The 23,031-nt window shown below is 67.3% G+C and carries 22 protein-coding genes; 10 read left to right on the top strand and 12 right to left on the bottom strand.

Annotation, left to right across the window (positions count from 1 at the left end; genetic code table 11):
- Positions 1 to 158 precede the first annotated feature (158 nt).
- From hpaH to AC3WLC_RS00925, 11 genes are all read right to left on the bottom strand, one after another.
- A complete protein-coding gene (gene hpaH / locus AC3WLC_RS00975; protein WP_493682082.1) occupies positions 159 to 962 on the bottom strand; it encodes a 2-oxo-hept-4-ene-1,7-dioate hydratase in 804 nt (267 codons plus the stop codon).
- Between the two features lie 3 nt (positions 963 to 965).
- Positions 966 to 1,832, bottom strand: a complete 867-nt coding sequence (locus AC3WLC_RS00970) for a fumarylacetoacetate hydrolase family protein (protein WP_493682081.1) — start codon at positions 1,830 to 1,832, stop codon at positions 966 to 968.
- A 209-nt stretch (positions 1,833 to 2,041) separates the two neighbouring features.
- The gene (locus tag AC3WLC_RS00965; RefSeq protein WP_493682080.1) at positions 2,042 to 3,322 is read right to left on the bottom strand and encodes an aspartate aminotransferase family protein; all 1,281 of its coding nucleotides are present in this window, start codon (positions 3,320 to 3,322) and stop codon (positions 2,042 to 2,044) included.
- Between the two features lie 27 nt (positions 3,323 to 3,349).
- Positions 3,350 to 4,411, bottom strand: coding sequence for a phosphotransferase (locus AC3WLC_RS00960; protein ID WP_493682079.1), 1,062 nt, complete (start codon positions 4,409 to 4,411; stop codon positions 3,350 to 3,352).
- Positions 4,408 to 5,436: a histone deacetylase family protein gene (locus tag AC3WLC_RS00955; protein WP_493682078.1), complete on the bottom strand. Its 1,029-nt coding sequence runs from the start codon at positions 5,434 to 5,436 to the stop codon at positions 4,408 to 4,410. Before AC3WLC_RS00955 ends, AC3WLC_RS00960 begins: the two co-directional genes overlap by 4 nt.
- A gap of 20 nt (positions 5,437 to 5,456) precedes the next feature.
- A complete protein-coding gene (locus AC3WLC_RS00950; RefSeq protein WP_493682077.1) occupies positions 5,457 to 6,482 on the bottom strand; it encodes an ABC transporter substrate-binding protein in 1,026 nt (341 codons plus the stop codon).
- Between the two features lie 203 nt (positions 6,483 to 6,685).
- Positions 6,686 to 7,528, bottom strand: a complete 843-nt coding sequence (locus tag AC3WLC_RS00945; RefSeq protein WP_493682076.1) for an arginase family protein — start codon at positions 7,526 to 7,528, stop codon at positions 6,686 to 6,688.
- Positions 7,525 to 8,346 carry an ABC transporter permease gene (locus AC3WLC_RS00940; RefSeq protein WP_493682075.1) on the bottom strand — a complete coding sequence of 274 codons (822 nt, stop codon included), beginning with the start codon at positions 8,344 to 8,346 and terminating at the stop codon, positions 7,525 to 7,527. The genes AC3WLC_RS00945 and AC3WLC_RS00940 overlap by 4 nt, the downstream gene beginning before the upstream one ends.
- Positions 8,346 to 9,245 carry an ABC transporter permease gene (locus AC3WLC_RS00935; RefSeq protein WP_493682074.1) on the bottom strand — a complete coding sequence of 300 codons (900 nt, stop codon included), beginning with the start codon at positions 9,243 to 9,245 and terminating at the stop codon, positions 8,346 to 8,348. The genes AC3WLC_RS00940 and AC3WLC_RS00935 overlap by 1 nt, the downstream gene beginning before the upstream one ends.
- 10 nt (positions 9,246 to 9,255) lie before the next feature.
- Complete coding sequence (locus AC3WLC_RS00930; RefSeq protein WP_493682073.1) at positions 9,256 to 10,338, bottom strand: ABC transporter ATP-binding protein; 1,083 nt, start codon at positions 10,336 to 10,338, stop codon at positions 9,256 to 9,258.
- The gene (locus AC3WLC_RS00925; RefSeq protein ID WP_493682072.1) at positions 10,335 to 11,390 is read right to left on the bottom strand and encodes an ABC transporter substrate-binding protein; all 1,056 of its coding nucleotides are present in this window, start codon (positions 11,388 to 11,390) and stop codon (positions 10,335 to 10,337) included. The genes AC3WLC_RS00930 and AC3WLC_RS00925 overlap by 4 nt, the downstream gene beginning before the upstream one ends.
- Before the next feature lie 286 nt (positions 11,391 to 11,676).
- On the opposite strand from AC3WLC_RS00925, the gene AC3WLC_RS00920 reads away from it, so the two are divergent.
- Positions 11,677 to 12,003: a DUF3870 domain-containing protein gene (locus AC3WLC_RS00920; RefSeq protein WP_152015148.1), complete on the top strand. Its 327-nt coding sequence runs from the start codon at positions 11,677 to 11,679 to the stop codon at positions 12,001 to 12,003.
- Positions 12,004 to 12,021: 18 nt separating this feature from the next.
- On the opposite strand, the gene AC3WLC_RS00915 is transcribed toward AC3WLC_RS00920, so the two are convergent.
- A complete protein-coding gene (locus tag AC3WLC_RS00915; RefSeq protein ID WP_493682071.1) occupies positions 12,022 to 13,413 on the bottom strand; it encodes an aminotransferase in 1,392 nt (463 codons plus the stop codon).
- 401 nt (positions 13,414 to 13,814) lie between these two features.
- Here AC3WLC_RS00915 and AC3WLC_RS00910 point away from each other — a divergent pair, with 401 nt between their 5' ends.
- The 9 genes from AC3WLC_RS00910 to AC3WLC_RS00870 all read left to right on the top strand — a co-directional run bounded on the left by AC3WLC_RS00910 (position 13,815) and on the right by AC3WLC_RS00870 (position 23,027).
- Entirely contained in the window at positions 13,815 to 14,738 is a 924-nt protein-coding gene (locus AC3WLC_RS00910; RefSeq protein ID WP_493682070.1) for a hydroxymethylglutaryl-CoA lyase, read from the top strand.
- A 15-nt stretch (positions 14,739 to 14,753) separates the two neighbouring features.
- Positions 14,754 to 15,500, top strand: coding sequence for an enoyl-CoA hydratase/isomerase family protein (locus tag AC3WLC_RS00905; protein WP_493682069.1), 747 nt, complete (start codon positions 14,754 to 14,756; stop codon positions 15,498 to 15,500).
- On the top strand, positions 15,497 to 16,651 hold the full coding sequence (locus AC3WLC_RS00900; protein ID WP_493682068.1) for a CaiB/BaiF CoA transferase family protein: 1,155 nt from the start codon (positions 15,497 to 15,499) through the stop codon (positions 16,649 to 16,651). The genes AC3WLC_RS00905 and AC3WLC_RS00900 overlap by 4 nt, the downstream gene beginning before the upstream one ends.
- Positions 16,648 to 17,436 (top strand): enoyl-CoA hydratase/isomerase family protein, encoded by a 789-nt coding sequence (locus AC3WLC_RS00895; RefSeq protein ID WP_493682067.1) that lies wholly within the window; start codon positions 16,648 to 16,650, stop codon positions 17,434 to 17,436. The genes AC3WLC_RS00900 and AC3WLC_RS00895 overlap by 4 nt, the downstream gene beginning before the upstream one ends.
- A complete protein-coding gene (locus AC3WLC_RS00890) occupies positions 17,433 to 19,070 on the top strand; it encodes an AMP-binding protein (RefSeq protein WP_493682066.1) in 1,638 nt (545 codons plus the stop codon). Before AC3WLC_RS00895 ends, AC3WLC_RS00890 begins: the two co-directional genes overlap by 4 nt.
- Complete coding sequence (locus tag AC3WLC_RS00885; RefSeq protein WP_493682065.1) at positions 19,067 to 20,074, top strand: NAD(P)H-dependent flavin oxidoreductase; 1,008 nt, start codon at positions 19,067 to 19,069, stop codon at positions 20,072 to 20,074. Before AC3WLC_RS00890 ends, AC3WLC_RS00885 begins: the two co-directional genes overlap by 4 nt.
- Positions 20,075 to 20,123: 49 nt before the next feature.
- Entirely contained in the window at positions 20,124 to 21,095 is a 972-nt protein-coding gene (locus AC3WLC_RS00880) for a Bug family tripartite tricarboxylate transporter substrate binding protein (protein WP_493682064.1), read from the top strand.
- 72 nt (positions 21,096 to 21,167) lie between these two features.
- Positions 21,168 to 22,601, top strand: coding sequence for an NAD-dependent succinate-semialdehyde dehydrogenase (locus AC3WLC_RS00875; protein WP_493683111.1), 1,434 nt, complete (start codon positions 21,168 to 21,170; stop codon positions 22,599 to 22,601).
- Positions 22,602 to 22,631: 30 nt separating this feature from the next.
- Entirely contained in the window at positions 22,632 to 23,027 is a 396-nt protein-coding gene (locus tag AC3WLC_RS00870) for a RidA family protein (RefSeq protein ID WP_493682063.1), read from the top strand.
- The last annotated feature ends 4 nt before the right edge of the window (positions 23,028 to 23,031 follow it).

Below are 23,031 nucleotides of genomic sequence, written 5' to 3'. Positions count from 1 at the left end.
CAATGCCTGTCGTGAGACGGGCGCGTAGCGTTGTGCCCGCTGCCTGCCAGACAACACGTAACATGTTAATTATCAAGTTAATTATCTGGCGCAACACGGTGGCGGGACAGAAGGTCGCGCCTCCGGCGCCTGGCCGGAACGACGCCCGCCTGGGCGCCTCACTCGAAGAAGCAGCTTACCGTCCCGAGCGGGCCGTAATCGCCGATGATGGTGTCGCCGTGCCGGGCCTCGACCGGGCGGATGAAGGAGCCGGCGAGCACGATCTGCCCCGCCTCGATCCGTCCGCCATAGCTTGCGAGCCGGTTAGCCAGCCAGGCGATGCCGCGCGCCGGATGGTTCAGCACGCCGGCGCCGAGGCCGGTCTCCTCGACCTCGCCATTGCGCGACACGATCGCCCCGACCCAGCGCAGGTCGACCTGGTCCGGGCGCATGGCCCGCCCGCCGGTGACGATGCCGGCATTGGCGGCGTTGTCGGAGATGGTGTCGACGATGGCGCGGGCCTGCTTCGTCTGCGGATCGACGCGCAGGATGCGGGTGTCGAGGATCTCGAGCGCCGGCACGACATAGTCGGTCGCGTTCAGCACGTCGAAGACGGTGACGTCCGGCCCCGCCAGGCCCGCCTTCATCACGAAGGCGATCTCGGCCTCGATGCGTGGCTGGATGAAGCGGTCCTTCGGGATGCGGCAGCCATCCTCGAAGCGCATGTCGTCGAACAGCACGCCGGAATCGGGCGTGTCGATGTTCAGCGCATACTGCATGGCCTTCGAGGTCAGCCCGATCTTCCAGCCGATGACGCGGCGACCAGCGGCACGCTTGCGCTCGACCCAGGCGCCCTGGACCGCATAGGCGTCGTCCATCGACATCTGCGGAAAGCGCAGCGACATCAGCCCTGTCTGCTGGCGGGTCCGCTCGGCCTCGTCGAGGCTGAGGGCGGCGGCAGAGATCTCTTCGGAGGACAGCATCGTTCAGGCCTCGTCTGCGATGGTGTTGCGCAGCAGGCCGATTCCCTCGGCCTCGACCTCGACGACATCGCCGGGCTTCAGCCAGATCGGCGGGTCGAAGCGGGCGCCGGCGCCGGTCGGCGTGCCGGTGATCAGGATGTCGCCAGGGACGAGCGTGGTGAAGGTCGAGATGTAGCTGATGATCTTCCGGAACGAGAAGATCATGCGGCTGGTCCGGTCGCTCTGGCGCAGCTCGCCATTGACCCGGGTCTCCAGCGCGATGTCGCCGATCTGAGCCTCTCCGGTGAAGGGTATCAGCCAGGGGCCGAGCGAGCCGGAACGGTCGAAGTTCTTGCCCTGCGTGACGTTGAACTTGGCGTGACGCACCCAGTCGCGGATCGTCCCCTCGTTCGACAGGGTCAGCGCCGCGATGTGATCGAGGGCATCGCGCTCGGCGATGCGGCGCCCCGCCTTGCCGATCACGATCGCGATCTCGCCTTCATAGTCGAGCTGCACGCTCTCCGGCGGCCGGACCAACGGCTGCTCGTGCGCGGTGAAGGAGCGCAGGAAACGTGGGAACAGCGAGGGATTGGGCGGAGCCTCCTGCCCGTCCTTGTACTCGGCATTTCGGTCGGGGAAGTTCACGCCGACGCAGATGATCTTCTCGGGCGTGAGCGAGGGGATCTCGTAGCGGAGCCCTTCGAGCGGGAGATCGGGCGCCAGCGCCGCGCCCTTCTCCGCCAGGGCCGCGAAAGCCCGGTCGGCGAGGACATGCTGCAGCGTCGGCCATTGCGCCCCGTGCCGGGCGGACAGATCGACGACGCCGGCACCGACGACAAGGCCGTAACGCGTCTCGTCGCCATGGGCAAAACTAACGAATTTCGCGGTCAAGAATCGCTTCCTCATGAATGACGAAGACGATGGGCTGACAAGGCCGGGCATGCGCTGCCCGGCCCCTCGGAGCCTGCCGAACGGGAGCCCGGAAGCGTTACGTTCCCATCATCTAATTATCATGTTAAGCAATTTCCGACGCGCACTGTCAACCCGCAATGGCGCTCGACCCGCGGCCTTATCGCCCCTCGAAAACGAGGACCGATCAGCTAGCGCGGCGTCGCGGCCAAAGTCTGCTTGAGAGTCTCGACCAGCTGGTCGGCATTCTCCTTCGAAAAGACCATCGGCGGGCGGATCTTGAGCAGGTTGCGGCCGCCGCCGGTGATGCCGACAAGGACGCCGCGCTGCATCAGCCCCTCGATCAGCGCACGCGCCATCTCCGGAGCCGCTGCCTGGCTCGCACGATCCCTGACGATCTCGACCCCAGCGAACAGGCCGGTGCCGCGGACATCGCCGACGCGCTCATCCGTCTCCATCAGCTCGGCGAGCCGGCCTCGCAGATAGGCGCCAATCTGCAGCGCGTTCCCCTGCAAGCCCTCATCGCGCAACACGTCGAGCACAGCGATGCCTGCCGCAGCGACGACCTGATTGCCGCCGAAGGTGTTGAAATAGCGCTCCGTCTTGAGGAAGCCTTCGACCAGTTCACGGCGGGTGATGACGACGGCGAGCGGCAGGCCGTTGCCCATCGGCTTGGCCATGGTGACGATGTCAGGCGTGATCCCCGCATGCTGGAAGCCCCAGAAATGCGTGCCCGTCCGACCGAGCGCCGACTGGACCTCGTCGGCGATGATCAGCGCGCCGGATTTGCGAACCTCGGCGATCGCCTCGTCGAGATAGCCGGCCGGCGGGCTGTAGAGGCCGTCGCTGGCGAAGACCGGACAGGCCAAGAGCGCCGCTGGCCGGTGCCCGCGCTCGGCGAGGCCGGCGATCGCCCTGCGATACTGCTCGGCATAGTCCGAGGCCGTCAGCTTCGGCGTCTTGTCGCCAACACCGCGATGCTCGGGCGCCGGCACGGTCGCGACCCAGCTTTGCTGGCGCTCGGCGGGAATCGTCGAGGAATCGAGCGCGCCGATGATCGTCGAATTGCCATGGAAGGCCGAACGGGTGATCAGCGCGCCGCTGCCGCCGGAATTGGCCATCGCGATCCGCCAGGCGAGCTCGTTCGCCTCCGTCCCCGAGCAGACGAACATGCAGACCTTGAGCGGGTCCGGCATGGTTTCGGCAAGGCGCTCGGCATAGTCGACGATCAGCTCGCTGGGATAGCGGGTGTTGGAGTTGAAGGTCGCGAGCTGGCGGCTCGCCGCCTCGACCACGCGCGGATGGCAATGGCCGACATGCGGGACGTTATTGTAGGCGTCGAGATAGCGCTTGCCGCCCTGATCGGTCACCCAGACGCCCTCGCCGCGGACAGGGGCGAACGGAGCCTGGTAGAATTGCTTGTACATCGGCCCGAGCAGGCGGGCGCGGCGTTCCATCAGCGTGTCGTACATGGTGGGCTTCTTTCCGGGGGGAGAATGTCAATGAGTGCCGAGGCCCGCGGCCTCGGCGAGGCGAGCGTGGAGTTTGGTCGGGGAGAGTGCGTCGCAGCGGGCGAGCGCTTCCCAGCCGAAGCGGCTGACATCGTCGCGATAGGAGGTGGTCGCGGCGGGGTTGACCTGGCGACGCCAGGAGACGATGAGCTCGCGGGTCGCGAGCCGCGCCTGAATCAGGACCGGCAGCACTGCGACCTCGTTGGCCTCCAGCGGCACGACCCGAGCATAGCCCTTCACCACCTGCGCCATCGCGCTCAGCGGCTCGGCCTCGCGATAGATGAGATGCGCGGCCGCGATCGCGACCTCGGCGACGCGGATCGTCCTGATCATGTCGCCGAAATCGATGATCCCGGAGACCGAACCGTCCTGCGGCCGCAGCAGCAGATTGTTCTGATTGAGGTCGTTGTGGATGACCTGCCGGGGCAGCGCCGGCAGAAGCGGCGCGACGCGCTCGGCGAAGCGGTCGAGCACGCGCCCCGCCAGAGCCTTGCGCTGGTCGGTATCGAGAAACGTGACCTTCTCGCGCAGACTGGCGAAGTGGACGAGGTCCCAGATGAAGGCCCGGTTCGCGCCGGGATGCTCGAAATCGGCCAGCGCGCGATCAAGCCGCGCCGCCAGCATGCCGATCTCGACGCGCTGGGCCCGTGAGAACGTGCTGCCGAGCGCGGGCTCGCCCGGCAGATAGGTCAGGACGCGCAGCAGATAGCGCTGGCCGCCGCTTTCATGCGCGACGATGGTGCTGCCATCACGTGCGGCGACCACGCGCGGCACCGGCAGGGCCGGATCGGTCCGTGCCAGATGGGTGAGTGCCGCGTTCTGGAAGGCGAGCTCCTCCGCGCTGTCGGAATCGCCGCAGACCTTGAACACGAAGTCTCGGCCATCCGCACCGGCGACATGGAGGTTGAGATCGCGCTCGCCGCTGATCCGCGTAAACGAGCCGCTGATGCCGAAATGCTCGCGCAGCATCCCGGCCAGCTCGTCACCGGCGAACTGGGGCAGCGGCGCCATCAGCGCATCGTCCAGCGTAGCCGCAGCAAGCCCGCTCACGCCATCGCCTCCTGGAAGCCGGTCAGGAAGGCCGCGAGATTGTCGCCCAGCACTGGCGAGGGATAGCCGCCCTCCTGGATGATCACGGTCGGGCGCCGCAAGCTGGCCAGGCTTTCGCCCATGCGCCTGAACCCCTCCGTCGTAACGGCCGTACAGGCGAAGGGGTCGGCTACCGAGGGATCGAGGCCGAGCGCGATCACTAGGACATCGGGCGAGAAAACCTTCGCCTGCTCGACCGCCTGCCGGACAGCGGCAAGATAGACCTCGTCGTCCGCCCGCTCGGGAACCGGCAGGTTGATGTTGAAGCCCTCGCCCGCGCCTGCTCCGATCTCGTCGGCGTAGCCGGCATAGAACGGATAGACAGTCGCCGGATCGGCATGGACCGAGATGGTCTGGACGTCGGCCCGGTCATAGAACAGCTGCTGCGTGCCGTTGCCGTGATGCACGTCGACATCGAGGATGGTGACGCGCGAGGCGTGATCGCGCGCCAATGTCGCCGCCAGCGCGGTGTTGTTCAGGAAGCAGTAGCCGCAGGCCTGGTCGCGATAGGCGTGATGCCCCGGCGGCCGGCACAGCGCATAGGCCGCCCGCTCGCCGTTCAGGACTCGCGCCGTCGCATCGATCGCGGTCGCGCCGCTGGCGAGGATCGCCTGCCAGCTGTCGGCCAGCAGCACGCTCGCCGCATCGGCGATGTAGTAGCCGGCTCGCCCGAGCAGGTCCTGCGGCAGCCGCCGCATATAGGCGTTGGGATGCAGGCTCGGCCGCAACTCCTCGCTCGCCGGGAAACGCTGCTTCCAGGCGGCGAAGCCGGTTTCGAGGAAGGCGAGATAATCGGCGTCATGGACGCGCCGGATCAGCGCCAAGTCAGCCGCCCCAGGCGCGACCACCGCCTCGGTGCAGCCTTCGGCCGCCGCGAGCAGGACGCGAACCCGGTCCGGCACCTCCAGCGCCGTGGTGAGCGCACCGCCCGAGAGCCGGGTGCGGACATGATGACCGTACTGGTCGGGATGGAAGATCGTCTTCATCTCAGGCAGTCCTCAAAGGCTCACTTCGCGATCAGCGCCTGGTAGCGCTCCTGCACACGGGCGATGTTGTCCGCCCACCAGGCGGGCTGGAGCGGTGCCTGGCGATCCTTGTTCTGCGGCGAGGAATTGGCCTTCGCCAGCGCTTCGGCCGAGAACTGCTTGACCGCGAAGGCACGCTCGTTGATCGGCCCGTAATAGGGCAGCAGATCGGGGATGTTGGCCTGGATCTCGGGCGTGACCATCTGCGCGATCATGCGCTGGGCGGCGGCGGCATTGGCGGCGCCTTTGGGGATGCCGAAGCAGCCGAAGCCGAGCAGGGCCTGGTCATAGCTGAAGTCGACCGGAGCGCCGTCGGCCAGCACGCTGGCGACCCGGCTGCCCCAGATCACCATCATGTCGACCTCGCCATCCTTCAGCAGCTGCGCGGCCTGGGCGCCCGATTGCCAGAACACGTCGATCGAGGGCTTCAGCTTGGCCATCGAGGCCAAGGCGCGGTCGGCGTCGAGCGGGTAGAGCTTGTCCTTGTCGACACCGTCGGCGAGGAGCGCGATCTCCATGCTCTCCTGCGGATAGATATGCATGGCCCGCCGGCCCGGGAACGCCTTGGGATCCCAGAAATCCTTCCAGTTGCGTGGCGGCTTGTCCTTGTACTTGTCCTTCTGCCAGGCCAGCACGGTCGAGACGTAATTGCTGCCGATATAGGCCGTTCCGCGCGCCAGCGGCGCGATGCCGGCCGTGTCGATCTTCGAATAGTCGAGCGGCTCAAACAGCCCTTCGCTCTGGCCGCGGGCGCAATCGGCCTCGCCAAGCTGGACGATGTCCCAGCCGGGCTTGCCGGACTGGACCTGCACGCGAACACTGGCGAGCCCGCTATGGCTCTCCTCGCGCACGCGGACACCCAGATTCTTGCCGGCCGGGTCGAACAACGCCTTCCGGACGCTGCCCTGATATTGCCCGCCGAATCCGGCGAAGGTGACCGAATCCTGCGCCGTTGCGATCTGCGCCGAGCCGATCAGCACGGCGGCCGCGAACGTGAAACGCGACATCGTCATACCCGATGAAAACTGTGTCATGTCTCTCCTCCCCATGTGAAAACGGCGCCGCGCACGCGGACGGGGTGTCCGCATGCCGGCGCCGGTTCATCCGCTTCTCCGTGTCCGTCCTTGCGGGAGGGACACCGCGAAATGCCTTGCGACGTCGATGAAAAAGCGGGTCCGGCCAGGCGCCCTAGGCAAGGGCGCGCGGCCGGCTAGCTGGTCTCACATGCGATCACCATGACCGGACAATTCAGGGCGCCGGAAAGCTTGCGCGCCGCGGCTGCCGGCCCCGACAAAGCGAGGCGGTCGAACGGCGCCGTCAGCCCGGCTTCGATATCGACCACGACCGCGCCGGGCGAGAAGCGTCTGATCGCCTCGCAAGCTTCGGCGAGCGCCGCATCGACCGTCTTCTCATCGGCCTCGGCACCGAGGACGAGATTGAGGTTGGCACCTGCAGCATCGTCGCTGCCATGCTCGTCGGCATAGCCGGTGTAGAAGGGATAGCGCTGGGCCGGGTCGCCATGGATCGACAGGCAGAGCACGTCGGAACGCGACAGGAAGATCGACTGGGTTCCGCTGGCATGGTGCTCGCCGAGGCTGAGCACCGCGATGCGCGGCAGGCTCTCGCGCAGATAGGACGCCGCGATCGCCGCATGATTGAGGTGACAGCCATGTGCCGCACGCCCGGCATAGGCATGGCGCCCGCTGCCGGCACAGCGGGTGACGACCTGCCGCTCGCCCGCCGCGATGCGCAAGACGCCGGCCATGACGTTCCGCGCATCACTGAAGGCGTCCGGCCAGGTCGAGGGCGAGACCGCCGTCAGCGCATCCGCGAGATAGAAGCCTGCCCGCGCCTCGATATGCGTGGGCAGGCGCATCCTGTCGCAGCCCGGATGCAGCGTCGCCCTGATCTCGGCGCCCGGCTTCTCCAATGGCGCGAAACGCAGGAACTCCAGATAGGAGGCCTCGTGCACGCCCTGGATCGCATATTGGCAGAGCGAGTCCAGCTCTGCCGCGTCCCTGTCATCACGCTTCGAAACGGATCTCGCAGTCATCGTGATGCTCCTTTCTCCGGCCGCTTCGCGATCTGGACGATGAGCAGCAGCACGATCGAGGCGACGACCAGCACCGAGGAGACCGCCGCGACCAGCGGGTCGACCTGATCGCGGATGTTGGCGAACATCCGGCGCGGCAAGGTCGAGTTCTCACCGCTGGAGATGTAGAGGGCGATCACCACCTCGTCGAAGGCGGCGACGAAGGCGAAGAGCGCTCCGGCCGCGATCGAGCTCTTGATCTGCGGCACGGTCACCGTGAGGAACGCCTTCAGCCTGGTGGCGCCGAGGCTGCGCGCCGCCCGCTCCAGATTGCCGTCGAAGGATTGCAGCCCGCTCGATACCGTCACCAGCACGAAGGGCAGCGCCAGCATGATGCCGACGAGCACGAGGCCGGTGACCGTGTTGTTGAGCCCGAGCTTGGCGAAGACGAAGAAGACGCCGATCGCGACCAGGATATTCGGCACGATCATCGGCAGCAGGAAGGACAGGCGCAGCGGCTTGGTCAATCGCTCCGGCATCTGCGAGAGGCCGTAAGCCGCCGCGGTGCCGATCGGCGTCGCGATCAGCGTGGTCAGTCCGGCGACCCTGAGCGAGAGCCAGAGCGCATCCATCCACTCGGCGGAGTCGAAGAACTCGCGATACCAGCGCAGGCTCCAGGCCCGCGGCGGGAACTCGAGATAGTTCGAGGCCGAGAACGACATCGGTACGATCAGCACGCAGGGCACGATTAGGAAGGTAAAGATCAGCGCGCACAGGCCGTAGAGCCAGAGCCTCTGATAGTGCCGGATCTGCGTAGCGCTGGCGGCGGCGGTCAGCATCAACGCCCCCCGTAGAGCTTGTCGACGCGGAACACCTTGTTCAGCGCGGCGAGGATGGCGATCGTCACGACGAGCAAGAGCACGCCGAGTGCGCTGGCCGCGCCCCAGTTGCTGTAGGTCGAGACATTGGTGGCGATCTGCATCGACCACATGCTGACCCGCCCGCCGCCGAGCAGAGCCGGCGTCAGGTAGAAGCCGAGGCTCAGGATGAAGACGAGCACCGTGCCGGCGAAGAGGCCGGGACGGCTGAGCGGGAAGAACACGTCCCAGAAGGCCCGCATCGGCGAGGCGCCGCAGCTCGACGCCGCCTTAAGATAATCGGTGTCGATGGTCTTCATGCTCGAATAGAGCGGCAGGATCATGAAGGGCAGCAGCACGTGCAGCATGCCGATCGTGGTGCCGATGAAGTTGTTCACCAGCGGGATCGGCTCGTTGATGATGCCGAGGCTGATCAGCCAGTTGTTCACAAGGCCGCGCCGCTGCAGCAGCACGAGCCAAGCATAGGTGCGCACCAGCACCGAGGTCCAGAACGGCAGGATCACGAAGATCATGCAGATCGCCGCCGCCCGCGGGCTGAGCTGCGAGAGCAGATAGGCGACGGGATAGCCGAGCAGGATCGATCCTACAGTCACGATCCCGGCGATCTGGAAGGTCGTCACGAAGGTGATGACATAGACTGGCTGCGCCAGCCTTGCGTAGTTCTCAAGCGAGACGCCGCCATCCTTGCCGATGAAGGAAAGGACGAAGAGCCAGCCGACCGGGACGATCAGCAGGAGTCCGATGACGATGAGCCCGGGCACGGCGAGGAGCGCGAAGGACCAGGCCTCCTTTCGCTCGGCGCGGGCGAAATAGGACGCGTCGGTGCAGCCTGGCGCGGCCGCCGCGATCATGCCGGTCATGGGCCGCGCCTCAGACATCGCCGCTGACCAGGATGCTGTCATTGCGGTGGACGTTGATGTGGATCGGCTGGCCGGGCGTCGGCACGAGGCCGCGATTGGCCTCCTGCGGCACCACTCGCACGGCGATGTTCTGGCCGTCAGGGAAGCCTGCGATCACCAGCAGGCTGTCGCCCTGGAAGATCGTCTCGCGCGCCACGGCGGAGAACGAATTGACCTCGGCCTCCGGACCGGCGGCCGGGCCGATCGCGAGCTTTTCCGGGCGCAGTGCCAGCCAGCTTTCGCGCGAGCTGGCGGTCGACACTCCAGCATGATCGGGCAGGCGCAGAGGCGTGCCGAAGACACTCGCGCCGCCGCTGCCGAGTTCGACCGGCAAGAAGGTCGTCTCCCCCACGAAATCGGCGACGAAGCGTGTCCTCGGCCGATCGTAGATCACCCGCGGCGTGTCGAACTGGATCAGGGCGCCGTTGTTGATCACCGCGATCCGGTCCGACATGGTCAGCGCTTCGCGCTGGTCATGCGTCACGAACACCGTCGTCGTGTGCAGGCGCTCATGCAGGTGGCGCAGCTCGATCTGCATCTGCTCGCGCAATTTCTTGTCGAGCGCCGAGAGCGATTCGTCCATCAGCAGGATGCGCGGCTCGAAGACGATGGCCCGCGCCAGGGCGACGCGCTGCTTCTGCCCGCCCGAGAGCTTGTCGACGGGACGATCGATGAACTGGCTCAGCCTGACCATGTCGAGCGCGCCGCGCACCCTGGTCTCGATCTCGTTCCGCGAGAGGCGGCGGAGCTTCAGCGGATAGGCGACGTTCTCGAACACGTTCATGTGCGGGAACAGCGCATAGTTCTGGAAGACCAGGCCGATCTCGCGCTGGTGCGGCGGCCTCGTCAGCAACTCCTCGCCCGCGACCAGGATGCTGCCGCTGGTCGGGGTGACGAAACCGGCGAGGACCTGCAGCAACGTCGTCTTGCCCGAGCCGGACGGGCCGAGCAGAGTGACGAACTCGCCGGGCGCGATGTCGAGATTGATGTCCTTGAGGGCTTCGAACGACCCGAACTTCTTCGAGAGCCCCCGGATCGAAACCGGGACCTTCATTGCAGGATCGCCGACTTGAAGGCCTCTTCCGCCTTGTCGCCGTTCTTGGCCCACCAGGCCGCATCGATCAGCACCTGCTTGCTGGCGTTCTGCGGCGAGGAATTGGTCTTGGCGAGCTGTTCCGGCGTGAACTTGCGGACCTCATAGGCCTTGGTGTTGACCGGGCCGTAATTGTCCATCTTCTCGATGATGTTGGCCTGGATCTCCGGCGCGACCATCGCCAGCGCGAGCGCCTTCGCCTTGGCGGCATTCTTGGCGCCCTTGGGCACGGCGATGCAGCCATAGCCGAGCAGGCCCTGATCATAGCTGAACTGGACGGCACTGCCGTCCTCGATCACCGGCGAGACCCGGCTGCCATAGATCGCGATCAGGTCGACCTCACCATCCTTGATCAGCTGTGTCGACTGGGCGCCCGTGGTCCAGAACACGCCGATCTGCGGCTTGAGGCGCTTGATCGCGGCAATGGCGCGCTCGACATCGAGCGGGTAGAGCTTGTCCTTGGCAACCCCGTCGGCGAGCAGCGCGATCTCCAGCGTCTCCTGGGCGAGGCCGGCGACGGCACGGCGGCCCGGGAAGGCCTTGGCGTCCCAGAAATCGGCCCAGGATTTCGGCGCCTGCTTCACCTTGTCGGTGCGCCAGGCCATGACCACGGAATAGTAATTGGTCGCGACCCAGCTCTTGCCGCGCGCCGTGGCCGGGATCGCGGCATCGTCGAACTTCGAGAGGTCGAGCGGCTCGAACAGCCCCTCGCTCTCGCCGCGGGCGCATTCGTCACCCCCCAGATGCACGAGGTCCCAGGCCGGTGCGCCCGACTGGACCTGCACCCGGATCGAGGGCAGGTCGCCATGCGTCTCGCTGCGGATCTTCACACCGACCTGCTGCGCCGCCGGATTGACCAGCGCCGCATCGAAGCCCTTGCGCATCGCGCCGCCATAGCCGGCGACGGTCACGCTCTCCTGGGCGTTCGCAGCAGCCGGAAGCATGGCGGAAATCGCCGCGCCGACGATGATGGCGATCTGCCGGCGTCTTGCGCTCTCTGTCCTGTCGGTCATGTCTAACCCCTCGGATTTTGTTCTGCGCCGAGGTGACTGAAACGAAAAAAACCGGCGCTTTCGCCCCAGCCCTTGCGAGCTCGGAGAAAAAGCGCCGGTTCGAATTGTTCCCCTGGAGGCCCGTAACGAAGAGGGCGGCTCCAGCACAAATCACCTAGCCCATTTAGTACGCGCCGGAATTTCGTCGCTGTCAACCGGCTCTTCGCGAACGTCGTTTCACCCCTTGTCAGCTGGTGGGTGAGTGTGAGAGCCGTCAGGCCAAGCAAGCACGAACCGGGGAATCGCCATGGCCGACGTCAAGACCGTTCTGGTGAGCGGCTACTCCGCCGCTCCCAAGGGCACCAGCATGTTCGAGGAGTTCAAGCATGCCGGCGTCGTGCTCGAGATCGACCCGGCGACGAACGTCATCATGGCGGTCGACGCCACCTTCGTGACGCAACTGGCGCGTTCGTTCTACTCGCGCCTGATCGTCGGCTACGACGTCAGCAACGGCATGGCGCCGCTGGAGCGGCTGATCTCCACGGCCGTGCACACGCCGTCGCGCGAGGCTCTGATCGTCGCCACGCGCGCCGCCGTGCAGCGCTATTTCCAGATCCGCGACAATCGCGGCTGAGCTTGGGCCCGGCCGCCCTCAGGCGGCCTTGTCCAGTACGATGCCCTTCGTCGTCAGCAGGTCGAGGCCGAGGTCGAGCGCTTTGGTGAAGCGGTCGACCGCATCGTCGATGCCCTCCGGCGTGATGATCAGCGGCGGCGTCATGATCAGGGTGTCACCGAGCGCCCGCACGATCAGGCCGTTCTCGAAGGCGAGACGCTGGATCTCCAGGCCGAACTTCAGCGAGGGCTCGAAAGCCTGTCGCGTCGCCTTGGAGCGGACGAGCTCGATCCCCCACATCAACCCGACGCCGCGGACCTCGCCGACCAGCGGATGATCCAGCAGCGCCTTGAGGCGCCCTTCCAGCTGGGCTCCCAGCACCTGGGCGCCGGCGATCAGCCCGCGCTCCTCATAGAGTGTCAGCGCCTCCAGGCCGACCGCACAGGCGATCGGATGGCCGCCATAGGTGTAGCCATGGCCGAAGACGCCGATCTTGTCGCCCTGCTCCTTCATCGCCTGGTAGATCGGCTCCGACAGCAGCAAGGCCGAGAGCGGCTGATAGGCCGCGGTCAGCGCCTTGGCGCTGCTGATCATATCGGGCTTGAGATCATAGGTCTGCGTGCCCCACCAGTTGCCGGTGCGCCCGAAGCCGGTGATGACCTCGTCGACGACGAAGAGGACCTCGTATTTCCGCAGGATCGCCTGAACCTTCTCGTAATAGCCCTTCGGCGGCACGACGCAGCCGCCGGTGCCCATCACCGGCTCGGCGAAGAAGGCGGCGACCGTCTCCGGCCCTTCCGCTAGGATCAGGTCCTCGATCTCCTTGGCCAGGCGGTCGGCAAAGGCGTCCTCGCTCTCGCCCGGCAGCCCTTCCCGATAGAAATGCGGGCAGGTGACATGCAGGAAGCCGTCGAGCGGCAGGTTGAAGTCGCGATGGATATGCGGCAGGCCGGTCAGGCTGGCGCTGGCGATCGAGGTGCCGTGATAGGCGCGCTTGCGGGCGATGATCTTGCGCTTCTGCGGCTTGCCGATCGCGTGGAAATAATACCAGGCCAGCTTCACCGCAGTGTCGTTGGCTTCCGAGCCCGAGCTCTGGAACAGCACCTTCGACATCGGCACCGGCGCGATCTCGATCAGGCGCTCCGACAGTGCGATCGCCGGCTCGGAGGTCCGGTGCGCGAAGTTCTGGTAATAGGGCAGCGCCGCGAACTGCTTGGCCGCGGCTTCCGCCAGCCGGTTCTCGCTGAAGCCGAGCGCCGCGCACCACAGGCCGGCCATGGCTTCGAGATAGCGGTTGCCGGCGTCGTCATAGACGTGGAAGCCCTCGCCGCGGGAGATGATCGTCGGGCCGATCTTCTCGTGCAGCGAGAAATTCGTCTGCGGATGGAGCTGGTAGGCGATGTCTCTGGCGTGATTGGAATTGGCGGTCATGGCGCACCTCGCATGCCGGCTCAAGGCAGCCGAAAACCGCCTCGCATCCGCGCAAAATTTCGGGAAGAGCCGGTTCGATCGCTTGTCTGGGCAGCCGTCGAAGCGGCCCATCGCCAATCGCCTGACAGCGCCGAAAATGCCTGCGGGCATGGTGGTTGTCAAACCGGATGGCGCGCATCCGCCATGCTCCGGTGAGGGAGGAACCGGCCACTTGCACGTCAACAGACGTCCCGAATTTCGGCACTTGACGGCGCGCCGGACACGGGCATAGACCTGAAAGCAGCTAGGAGATTTGTGCCCCGACGCCCTTCAAGGCAGCGGGACCACAGCAAATCGGACCGGCACACGCAGGAGCGGAAACCCCGCTCGTCCGTGTGCCGGTTTTTTTTTGGACTGACGCCATGACCGATGCGGTTGTCATCTGCGAATGCTTTGCCCGCGACGGGCTGCAGCATGAGCCCGTCTTCCTGCCGAGCGGTCAGAAGATCGCGCTGATCGACGCCTTCACCGCCCTCGGCTTCCAGCGGATCGAGGCGACCTCCTATTCGAACCCCAAGGTCGTGCGGGCCTTCGCCGACGCCAGCGATGTCCTCGCCGGCATCCGGCGCAAGGACGGGGTTTTCTACAAGGCGACCTGCCCCAATCCGCGCGCCGTCGCCCGCGCCATCGCCGATTCTGAAGCCGGCTATGGGCCCAACGAGATCAGCCTGCTGGTCTCGGCGACGGAGGCGCATAGCGAGCGCAACCTGAAGAGCTCGCGGGCCGACCAATGGGCCAACGTCGAGGCGATGGTCGCCGCCGCGCAGGGTCGCTTCCGCCTGATCGGCACGATCTCGGTCGCCTTCGGCTGCCCGTTCGAAGGACGCGTGGATGCCGGGACCGTCATTGCCGACGCCGCCAGGTTCGCAGCCCTGGGCGTCCGCCACGTCACGCTCGGCGACACCACCGGCCTCGCCGCGCCCCGCACCACCAAGGCCTTATTCCAGGCCGTCGTAGCAGCAGTGCCCGAGCTGACGCTGATCGCGCATTTCCACAACACTCGCGGCACCGGCCTCGCCAATTGCGTCGCGGCTTACGAGGCCGGCATCCGCAATTTCGACAGCGCCTTCGGCGGCATCGGCGGCCACCCGGCCCAGCTCGTCTATGGCGGCGGCTTCACCGGCAATGTCGCGACCGAGGATCTCGTCAACATGTTCGAGGCGATGGGCGTGCCGACCGGCCTCGACCTCACCGCCCTTATCGAGACCGCGCATCGCTGCGAGGAGGTTCTCGGCCGCCAGCTCCATTCGATGGTCGCCCGCTCCGGGCTCGGCCTCGTCGCCTGATCCGAAAGAGGAACCATGTCCCAAACCCCAGCCCCGCTGCTCGTCGAGACTCGCGGCGCCGTCCGCATCCTGACGATGAACCGGCCCGACAAGCTCAATGCGCTCGATACGGCACTGACGCAGGCGCTCTTCGATGCACTGCTGGCAGCGCAGGATGACGAGGCGATCCGGGCGGTCGTCCTGGCTGGCGCCGGGCGCGGCTTCTGCGCCGGCGCCGACCTCAAGGAATTCGCCGATCTCACCCCAGCAAACCAGAAGGCGGTGGTCGCTCGCGCCGATCTGACGACGCGGCTGCACATGCTGCTGCCGGGCCTGTCGAAGCCGATCGTCGCCGCTGTGCAGGGCGTCGCGGTCGGCGGCGGCGCCGGCACTGCGATCGGCTGCGACATGGTCGTCGCCGGCAGCGACCTGAAATTCGGCTATCCCGAGCTGCGCCACAGCATCGTCCCCGCCATCGTGATGACGAGCCTGCAGCGCGCCGTCGGTCGCAAGCTCGCCTTCGAGCTGGTCAGCACCGGGCGGATGGTCGGCGCCGAGGAGGCGCTGCGGCTCGGCTTCGTCAACAAGGTCGTGGCGCCGGAAGACGTCCTGGCCGAGGCCATCGCCATCGCCGAGGGCTGGGCCAAGGTGAAGCCCGTCGCGATGGAGGCGACCAAACGGCTGTTCTACCGCGTCGCCGATCTGCCCTTCGAGGCGGCGATGGCAGCCGGGCGCGACATCAACGCGCTGATGCGCAGCTTCCGCGACGGGGACGGCGCATGAGACCGCTCGACGGCATCACCATCATCGACTTCTCGCGCGTCCTCGCCGGGCCGATGGCGACGATGATCCTGGCCGAGATGGGCGCGAGGGTCATCAAGGTCGAGCGCCCCGGCACGGGCGATGAATCCCGGCAATGGGAGCCACGCGTCGGCGAGGAAAGCGCCTATTTTTTCGCCTTCAACCGCGGCAAGGAATCGATCGCCCTCGACCTGAAGACGCCGGCCGGCCGCGCCGCCGCGAAGACGCTCACGCTTCAGGCCGACGTCGTCCTCGAGAACTTCCTGCCGGGCCAGATGGACAAGATGGGGCTGGGCTATGTCGAGCTCGCAAAGGAGAAGCCCGGGCTCGTCTACGTCTCCAATACCGGCTTCGGCCAGAGCGGTCCCTATCGCGACCGCGTCGGCTACGACACCATCTTCCAGGCATTGAGCGGCGTGATGGCGCTGACCGGCCATCCCGATGGCCCGCCCGCCAAGGTCGGCGTGCCGATGGCCGACCTGACGGCCGGGCTCTGGAACGCTGTCGCTATCCTGACCGGGCTGGTCGGCCGCGCCAGCAGCGGCAAGGGCTGCCATGTCGATCTCTCGATGCTGGATACCCAGATCAGCCTGCTGACCATCGCCGCAGCGCGCCTCTTCGCCCTCGGCGAGGACCCGCAGCGCACCGGCACCGAACATCCCGGCCGCGTCCCTTCCGCCGCCTTCGCCTGCGCCGGCGATGAGTGGCTCCATATCAGCGGAAGCGACCAGCACTGGCAGGCGATCTGCTCGGTCCTCGGGCTCACCGAACTTGCTGCCGACGCAGCCCTCGCCCGCAATGCCGAACGGGTGAAGCAGCGCGAGCGCGTGATGGCGGCGATGCGCGAGGCCCTGGCCGGGCGCAAGCGCGCCGATGTCGCCGAAGCCCTGCGGGCGGCAGGCGTCCCGGCCGGCGAGGTCAACACGGTCGCGCAGGCACTGGCGGACCCGCATGTGCAGGCGCGCGGCATGGTGGCGGAGTTCCAGCATCCGACGGCCGGCGCCTTCCCGGCGCTGCGCAACCCGCTGCGCTTCACCGGCTATGACGCCCCGTCCCTCGGCACCCCGCCGCTGCACGGCGCCGACAGCGCCGCCCTCGCCGCCGAATTCGGGCTGAAGGAGATAGGCGCATGAGCCAGAGCCTGTCCGGCATAACCTTCGAGCGCCTGGCGGTCTCCGCCGACGGCCCGATCCTGCGGGTGACGCTGAACCGTCCCGAAGCACGCAACGCGCTCGACCTGACGATGTGTCGGGAACTGCGTGCCGTGTTCGAGGCGATCGAGGCCGATCCGGCGATCCGCATCGTCCGAGTCGATGGCGCCGGCCCGGTGTTCTGCGCCGGGGCGGACCTCAAGGAGCGCAAGGGCAAGGACGAGATCTGGGTGCGGCAGCGCCGGCTCGCCTCCTTCGCCGCCTATGATGCGATCGAGCGCTCCAGCAAGGCCGTGGTCTGCGTCGTCGATGGACCCGTGGTCGGCTCCGGCGGCGAGATCGCCATGGCCTGCGACTTCATCATCGCCTCCGAGCGCACAAGCTTCACCTTCCCCGAGGCGCATTGGGGCACGGTCGGCGCGACACAACGCCTGCAGCGCGTCGTCGGCAAAAGGCTGGCGAAGGAGCTGCTGTTCACGGCGCGGCGCTGGCCGGTCGAGGACGCCCTGGCCGCCGGCCTCGTCAACCGCATCGTCAAACCGGACGAACTGGAAGCCACCGTCACGGAGCTGCTCGCCGAGATCACCAAGGCGCCGGCACTGGCGCTCACCCTCGCCAAGCAATCGATCGAGCTCGGCGAGAAGACCGATCTCGCTACGGGCATCCGCATCGAGCTCGCCGCGATCGAGCGCGCGCTCGCCGACACCGAATGGCGCAAGGGCCTGGAGGCCTTCGCCGAACGCGACGCACAGGGAAAGAACTCATGAGCGCCAGCGAGCTGCCATCCGATCTGTTCGGCTGCGCCGACACTTTGCCGGAAGCCCTGGCGCGTGCCGTGCGCCTCGCCGGCAAGGAAGAGGCCGTCGTCTGCAATGGCGAACGCATCAGCTATGCCGCCCTCGCCGCGCGGGTCGACGAGGTCGCGACCGCCCTCACCGCACATGGCGTTCGCAAGGGCGATCATGTCGGCATCTGCCTCGGCAACAGCATTCCCTGGATCGTGCTGTTCCACGCCATCGCCCGGCTCGGCGCCGTCACCGTGCCGGTCAACACCAGGCTGAAGGCTGAGGAGATCGCCTACACGCTGCGGCAGTCGGACGTCTCGCTGCTGTTCATGACCGACCGGCTGCTCAAGATCGATTTTGTCGAGATCCTCAGGCAGATCTGCCCGGCGGTCGACAAGGCGCTGCCTGATACGGCCCTGCCCAAGCTGACCCGCGTCGTCGTGCTCGGCGAGACCGTCCCAGTGGGCGCGACGAGCTTCGCCGATTTCCTCAAGGCGGGCGCCGGCCAGCGAGTGCCGGAGCCCGTGCCGACAGCGGATGACCCGCTGCTGATCCAATACACTTCCGGGACCACCTCCTTCCCGAAAGGGGCGGTGCTGACCCATCGCAACATGACCTGGGACGCCTATTCCGCCGGGCGCTTCTTCGGCCTGCGCTCGGGCGAGCGCTATTTCAGCCCCCGCCCCTTCTTCCATGTCGCCGGCAGCACGCTCGCGGTGATCGCCTCGCTGCAGCATCTCGCCTGTCTCGTCAGCTGCGAGCGCTACGAGCCGGGCGATGCCTTGCGCCTGATGGAGGAGGAACGTTGCACGCTGATGTCGGGCAACGACACCATCTTCCTGATGCTGCTCGACCATCCCGATCTGCCCCAGCGCAAGCTCTCCTTGCGCGGCGGCTGGGCAGCGGCGACGCCCTCGGTGATGGAGCGCATCGCGCGTCAGCTCGGCGCAACCGAGATGGCGGTCTGCTACGGGCAGTCGGAAGCTTCGCCGAACATCTGCACCGCCGCCTGGTGGGATCCGCTCGCCGACCGGATCGCCGGCTGGATGCGCATCCATCCCGGCGTCGAGGTCGAAATCCGTGCGACCGAGGACGGCCCTGAACCCGGCCCCGGGGAAGTCGGCGAGATCTATGCGCGCGGCTGGAATGTGATGCAGGGCTATTACGCCAAGCCCGAGGAGACCCGCGCGGTCCTCAGCGAAGATGGCTGGCTGCGCACTGGGGATCTCGGCCGCTTCTCGCCCGATGGCCGGCTCGCCTTCGTCGGCCGAGCCAAGGACATCATCCGGGTCGGCGGCGAGAACGTCGCCTCGGCCGATATCGAGAACGTGCTGCACCGCCATCCCGGCATCCAGCAGGCGCAGGTCGTCGGCGTGCCCGACAAGCGCCTGATCGAGGTGCCCGCCGCTTTCGTGATCCTGGCGAGCGGCACCTCGCTCGCGCCGGACGAGATCATCGCCTGGAGCAAGGAGCATCTCGCCGGCTTCAAGGTGCCGCGCTATGTCGAGATCGTCGAGAGCTTCGACCAGATCGGCATGACCGCGAGCTCCAAGGTCCAGAAGAACAAGCTCGCCGCCCATGCGCGCCAGCTCTTCGGCCTCGAGGCGGTGGCATGAACACGCGTATCGAGAGCCTGCGCATCGAGACGCGCTTCACCCGGCTGGTCGGCATCGACCTGCCGATCGTCCAGGCCGGGATGAGCTGGGCTTCCTCCTGCGCGGCGCTGCCGGCGGCAGTCTCGGGTACGGGCGGGCTCGGCGTCATCGCCGCCGGGCCGATGCGACGCGACGACCTCAAGGCGGCGATCGCCGGCGTTCGCGCCGAGACGGAGCGGCCCTTCGCCGTCAACGTCCCGCTCTACCGCAAGGAGGTCGAGGACATCCTCGCCCTGCTGGTCGAGGAACGTGTCCCGGTCATCATCGCCTCGCAGGGCGGGCCGGATCGCTATCTCGATCGCTTCAAGGCAATCGGCACGCTTTGCCTGCATGTCGTCGCCTCCGAGGTCCATGCCGCAAAGGCAGCGGCCAAGGGCGTCGACGGCCTCGTCGTGGTCGGCGGCGAGGCTGGCGGCCATCCGCCGCCCGAGCTGGTCTCGACACTGGTGATAGGTCGCGCCGTGGCGAAGGCGGTGCCCGAGCTGCCGATCGTGCTCGGCGGCGGCATCGCCGACGGCCAGGGCCTTGCGGCCGCGCTGGCGCTGGGCGCCGACGCCGCGCAGCTCGGCACCCGCTTCATGGCGACGCCGGAGGCGCGTCTGCATGACGGTTACCGCCGCCGCGTCGTCGCGGCTTCGGTCTCCGACACCATGGTGGTCGGCCGCGGCTTCGGCATGATCCGCGTGCTGCGCAACCGCTTCGCCGAGGCGATGGCGGCGGCCGAGCGCACTGGGCGTCCCGACGAGGAACGGCGTGACCTCTTTCAACGCTCCTCGCTCAAGCTCGCCGCCTTCGACGGCGACATCGAGGGCGGCAAGGTCGAGGCCGGGCAGAGCGCCGGGCTCATCGACGACATCGTCCCGGCCGGTGAGCTCGTGGCGCGGATCGCCGGGGAATACCGGGCGACGCTGGCGCGGCTCCCTGCAGCTCAAGCCATTCGCGAGCCCGCCTTGCAGCCTTCGTGACCATCCGCGCCGCCAGAGCCGGAAAACCACAAACAGGAGGAGGATCGAGATGGACAGGCGCAGATTCATGGCGACGGCCGGAGCGGCCATGCTGGCACCGCGCGGCGCCGGCGCGCAGGGCTATCCCGTCAGGCCGATCCGCCTGATCGTCACCTTTGCGGCCGGCGGCCCGGCTGATCTCTTCGCCCGCACACTCGCCAGCGGCATGAGCGCCCGGCTCGGCCAGCAGGTGGTCATCGACAACCGCCCCGGCGGCGCGGCGGGACTGCCGGCCATCGACGCGATCGCCAAGGCCGGGCCGGACGGCTACCAGATCGCTCTTGCCGGCGCGGCCGCGCTCTCGACCGTGCCGTTCATGGTCCCGAAGATGCCGTTCGACTGGGAGACCAGCCTGACGCCGCTTACTCTGGTGTCGCGCGTTCCGGAGGTGATCACCACCAACGCCAAGCTCGGTCTCAAGAGCCTCGCCGACCTCGTCGCCTACGCGAAGAAGAACCCCGGAAAGGTCAATTTCGGCTCGGCCGGGCTCGGCAGCATCACCCATCTCGCCAGCGAGCTGTTCAAGGTCGAAGCGGGGATTGACATCACCCATGTGCCCTATCGCGGCGCCGCGCCGGCCGTGAACGACCTGATCGCCGGCCATATCGACATGGTCACGGCCGATATCCCGGTGTTGCTGCCGCAAATCCAGGCCGGCAGCGTCAACGCCCTGGCCGTCACCACCGAGAGACGAATCAAGGCTCTGCCGGATGTGCCGACCACCGCCGAGGTCGGCTTTCCCAAGGTCGTCTCCGACAATTGGTACGGGCTGGTCGGCCCGGCCGGGATGCCGGCCGAGGTTTCCGGCAAGATCCACGCCGCCGCTTTGGCGACGCTGCGCTCGGACGAGCTGATTAAACAGTTCGAGAGCCAGGAGGCGATCTCCTCGCCGACCTCTCCGGACGAATTCGTCGCCTTCATCAAGGCCGAGCGGGCGAAATGGGGTCCGCTGATCGCCTCGATCGGGGTCAAGCTCGAATAGCGCCCGCACCTCTCACTGACCAATCACCGGACCGCGCAGCAGCGGCCCCAAGCTTCCAACGCAGGATATCGGATCATGCTCGACAAGCCCCTTCTCATTGCCGGCAGCTGGCGCGCGCCATCCGGGTCCCGCACCGGAGACGTCGTCGACCCCGCCACCGGCGCAGTGATCGGCAAGCTCGGCTTCGCCGAGGCGGCCGATATCGACGCCGCCCTGGAGGCTGCGCGGAAGGGCTTTGCGACCTGGCGCACTATGACCGCGCTCGAACGCGCGCGCATCCTGCATCGCGCCGCCGCGCTGGTGCGCGAGCGCGCCGAGGTGATGGCCCAGCATATGACCCGCGAGCAGGGCAAGCCGCTCGCCGAGGCGCGTGGTGAAGCCGCCACGGCACCCGAGCACATCGAATGGTATGCGGAAGAAGGTCGTCGCGCCTATGGCCGGGTGATCCCCTCGCGCATCCCCGGCGCCCGCCAGATCGTGGTCAAGGAACCGGTCGGCCCGGTCGCAGCCTTCAGCCCCTGGAACTTCCCGCTCGCCCAGCTCGTCCGCAAGATCGCCGGGGCGCTGGCCGCCGGCTGCTCGATCATCGCCAAGCCGCCGGAAGAAGCGCCCTCCGCCTGCATCGAGCTCGCCAAATGCTTCCAGGAGGCCGGCCTGCCCGAGGGCGTACTCAACATCCTGTTCGGCGTGCCCGCCGAAATCTCGGAGCGGCTGATCGCCTCGCCGGTGATCCGCAAGGTTTCGTTCACCGGCTCGGTCCCGGTCGGCAAGCATCTCGGCGCGCTGGCGGGGGCACAGGCGAAGCGCGCCACCATGGAGCTAGGCGGCCACGCCCCCTTCATCGTCTGCGACGATGTCGATCTCGACGCGGTGGTGAAGCTCGGCGTCGGCCTGAAATTCCGCAATGCCGGCCAGGTCTGCGCCTCGCCGACGCGCTTCTATGTGCAGGATGCCGTCTATGACGGCTTCCGCGCCGCCTTCACCGAAGCGGCCAAGGCAGTCAAGGTCGGCCCCGGCGCGGCCGAGGGCACGCAGATGGGCCCGCTCGCCAATGCCCGAAGGCTCGATGCCCTCCAGGATTTCGTCGCCGACGCCGTCCAGCACGGCGCCAGGCTCGAAACCGGCGGCCGCCGCATCGGTAATGAGGGCTTCTTCTTCGAGCCGACCGTACTCTCCGATGTGCCCAACAGCGCGAGGATCATGCGCGACGAACCCTTCGGGCCGATTGCGGCGCTGGTGCGGGTCGGCTCGGTCGACGAGGCGATCGAACGCTCCAACGCGCTGCCCTTTGGCCTCGCCGCCTTCGCCTTCACCCGCTCGACGAGGCGCGCCGCGCAATTCGCCGATGGGCTCGAGAGCGGCATGGTCTCGATCAACCATTTCGGCCTCGCCGCAGCCGAGACCCCGTTCGGCGGCATCAAGGATTCCGGCTACGGCAGCGAAGGCGGCACGGAGGGGCTCGAAGCCTATCTCTCGACCAAGTTCGTCAGCCAGGTCGGCGCCTGAGCCCATCCCTTCCAACCGCAAGAGACGACCATGACCACGCTCCAGCACAATCCCGACACGCTCGCGCCGCCCGCCCGCAATCTCTATTCGCACGGGGTCGAGACCCGCGGCCCGGGCCGCCAGCTCTTCATCGCCGGACAGGTCGGCGTCCGGCCCGATGGTTCGATCCCGGAAGCCTTCGACGACCAGGTTCGCCAGATGATGGACAATATCGGCGCGGTCCTCGCCTCGGCCGGCATGAGCTTCGACGACATCGTCAAGATCACCGCCTATTGCCGCAGCGCCGAGGAGATCATCGGCTATGCCGGCATCCGCAACGGCTACTTCTCCGACAAGCCGCCGGCGACGACGGCCTTCGTGGTCGGCGGTCTCGCCAATCCCGCCTGGCTGATCGAGGCCGACGCGATCGCCTTCAAGGCGGACTGAACCA

Source organism: Allobosea sp. GW821-FHT03A12, from assembly GCF_058986765.1.
The sequence above is the reverse complement of the archived record's forward strand: the minus strand, read 5'-3'. Positions and strand labels throughout refer to the sequence as shown.

Coding starts and splice junctions, on each gene's coding strand:
- hpaH (WP_493682082.1), bottom strand. CDS start 962: ATGCTGTCCTCCGAAGAGATCTCTGCCGCCGCCCTCAGCCTCGACGAG.
- AC3WLC_RS00965 (WP_493682080.1), bottom strand. CDS start 3,322: ATGTACGACACGCTGATGGAACGCCGCGCCCGCCTGCTCGGGCCGATG.
- AC3WLC_RS00955 (WP_493682078.1), bottom strand. CDS start 5,436: ATGAAGACGATCTTCCATCCCGACCAGTACGGTCATCATGTCCGCACC.
- AC3WLC_RS00950 (WP_493682077.1), bottom strand. CDS start 6,482: ATGTCGCGTTTCACGTTCGCGGCCGCCGTGCTGATCGGCTCGGCGCAG.
- AC3WLC_RS00945 (WP_493682076.1), bottom strand. CDS start 7,528: ATGACTGCGAGATCCGTTTCGAAGCGTGATGACAGGGACGCGGCAGAG.
- AC3WLC_RS00940 (WP_493682075.1), bottom strand. CDS start 8,346: ATGCTGACCGCCGCCGCCAGCGCTACGCAGATCCGGCACTATCAGAGG.
- AC3WLC_RS00935 (WP_493682074.1), bottom strand. CDS start 9,245: ATGACCGGCATGATCGCGGCGGCCGCGCCAGGCTGCACCGACGCGTCC.
- AC3WLC_RS00930 (WP_493682073.1), bottom strand. CDS start 10,338: ATGAAGGTCCCGGTTTCGATCCGGGGGCTCTCGAAGAAGTTCGGGTCG.
- AC3WLC_RS00925 (WP_493682072.1), bottom strand. CDS start 11,390: ATGACCGACAGGACAGAGAGCGCAAGACGCCGGCAGATCGCCATCATC.
- AC3WLC_RS00920 (WP_152015148.1), top strand. CDS start 11,677: ATGGCCGACGTCAAGACCGTTCTGGTGAGCGGCTACTCCGCCGCTCCC.
- AC3WLC_RS00915 (WP_493682071.1), bottom strand. CDS start 13,413: ATGACCGCCAATTCCAATCACGCCAGAGACATCGCCTACCAGCTCCAT.
- AC3WLC_RS00910 (WP_493682070.1), top strand. CDS start 13,815: ATGACCGATGCGGTTGTCATCTGCGAATGCTTTGCCCGCGACGGGCTG.
- AC3WLC_RS00905 (WP_493682069.1), top strand. CDS start 14,754: ATGTCCCAAACCCCAGCCCCGCTGCTCGTCGAGACTCGCGGCGCCGTC.
- AC3WLC_RS00900 (WP_493682068.1), top strand. CDS start 15,497: ATGAGACCGCTCGACGGCATCACCATCATCGACTTCTCGCGCGTCCTC.
- AC3WLC_RS00895 (WP_493682067.1), top strand. CDS start 16,648: ATGAGCCAGAGCCTGTCCGGCATAACCTTCGAGCGCCTGGCGGTCTCC.
- AC3WLC_RS00890 (WP_493682066.1), top strand. CDS start 17,433: ATGAGCGCCAGCGAGCTGCCATCCGATCTGTTCGGCTGCGCCGACACT.
- AC3WLC_RS00885 (WP_493682065.1), top strand. CDS start 19,067: ATGAACACGCGTATCGAGAGCCTGCGCATCGAGACGCGCTTCACCCGG.
- AC3WLC_RS00880 (WP_493682064.1), top strand. CDS start 20,124: ATGGACAGGCGCAGATTCATGGCGACGGCCGGAGCGGCCATGCTGGCA.
- AC3WLC_RS00870 (WP_493682063.1), top strand. CDS start 22,632: ATGACCACGCTCCAGCACAATCCCGACACGCTCGCGCCGCCCGCCCGC.